Source organism: Ralstonia sp. ASV6 (assembly GCF_016429285.1).
GTDB classification, from domain to species: domain Bacteria; phylum Pseudomonadota; class Gammaproteobacteria; order Burkholderiales; family Burkholderiaceae; genus Ralstonia; species Ralstonia flaminis.
Map to the genome: position 1 here is coordinate 1 of NZ_JAELUI010000306.1, position 1,418 is coordinate 1,418.

Annotated in this window: 1 protein-coding gene; it reads left to right on the top strand. The window is 66.1% G+C overall.

All coding sequences use genetic code 11. The features are described 5' to 3' along the window. On the top strand, positions 1-1,418 hold a 1,418-nt coding region (gene malQ / locus JHD73_RS27700), incomplete at both ends, for a 4-alpha-glucanotransferase (protein ID WP_199033329.1).

The following is a 1,418-nucleotide window of genomic DNA, read 5'->3' on the forward strand; positions in this document are numbered from 1 at the left end:
GGTGCTGGGCTGCCTGGGCCTACCAGCCAGCACTGCGGCGGAAGTCGCAGACAGCCATGCGCGGTTGCAAGCGGAAGCCGACAACGTGACTGTGCCTGCGCTGGTGACTGGCATCGTCGGTCAGCCAATCCAGTTGGTGACCGCACCGCGCCAACGGGCTGCGCTGGAGGGCCGGCCATACCGCATCGAGTACGAACACGGCGGCGCCACGGTTGAAAGCACCGTCGGTGCCGATCGAGATCGCGCCACGCTGCAATTGGCGCCCGTGCCGACAGCCGGCTACCACCGATTGCGCATCGACACCGGAGCGGGCAGCAGCATCGACGCCACGCTCGCCATTGCCCCACCACGCTGCTATGCCGTGGCCGATGCGCTGCACGAACGCAAGCGCACACAGGATGCCCGCCTGTGGGGGTCTTCAGCGCAGCTCTATGGCTTACGTGCCGCGGCTGAATTGGCCCCGCTCTCTGCCGGATTGGGCAGCTACGCCAACGCTGGCGCGCTGGCGCGCAGCCTCGCGCAACATGGTGCCGATGCACTGGCCCTGAGCCCGGTGCATGCCATGTTCAGCGCGGAACCGCAACGCTACTCGCCCTATTCACCATCAAGCCGGCTGTTTCTCAACGCAACGATGATCGACCCCGCAGCGCTGTTCGGCGAGCACGCCGTTCGACAAGCGATAGCGGACAACGGCCTGACTGACGTCTACACCCGATTGGAAGCGGCAACACTGATCGACTGGCCTGCCAGCGCCACAGCCCGGTTGACGGTACTACGCGCGCTGCATCGGCAAATGCGGGAGCAGGCGGCCGCCGGTAATGAAAACGTCAGGCGCCTGCGCGAAGACTTCCGGACGTTCTGCGCCGCACGCGGCCAGAGCCTGCTCGACCACGCGCACTACGAGGCGCTCGATGCGCATGTACGCAAACGCGATCCGCAGACGTGGCATTGGAAGCAGTGGCCCGCGGCGTATCAATCGCCATCCAACCCAGCGGTACGTGCTTTTGCCCATGACCATGCGGAGGCCGTCGATTTCCATCTGTTCTTGCAGTGGGCCGCGGCGCGCCAGTTAGCCGCCGCGCAACGCGGTGCGGAAGACGCAGGCATGGCCATCGGCCTGATCGCAGACCTGGCCATCGGCACCGACAGCGCGGGCAGCCATGTATGGAGCCGGCAGCAGGAAGTCCTGATTGGCGTAACGGTTGGCGCACCGCCCGATCTCTTCAACACGCACGGGCAGAACTGGGGCCTGACCACCTTCAGCCCGCGTGCCATGCGCTCGCACGGATTTGCCGCCTTCATCGAGATGCTGCGCGCAGTCATGTCCACACCGGGTGGCGTGCGCATCGACCACGTGCTCGGGCTGATGCGGCTGTGGGTGATTCCGGAGGGGGCATCCGCGCTGGACGGTGTGTACC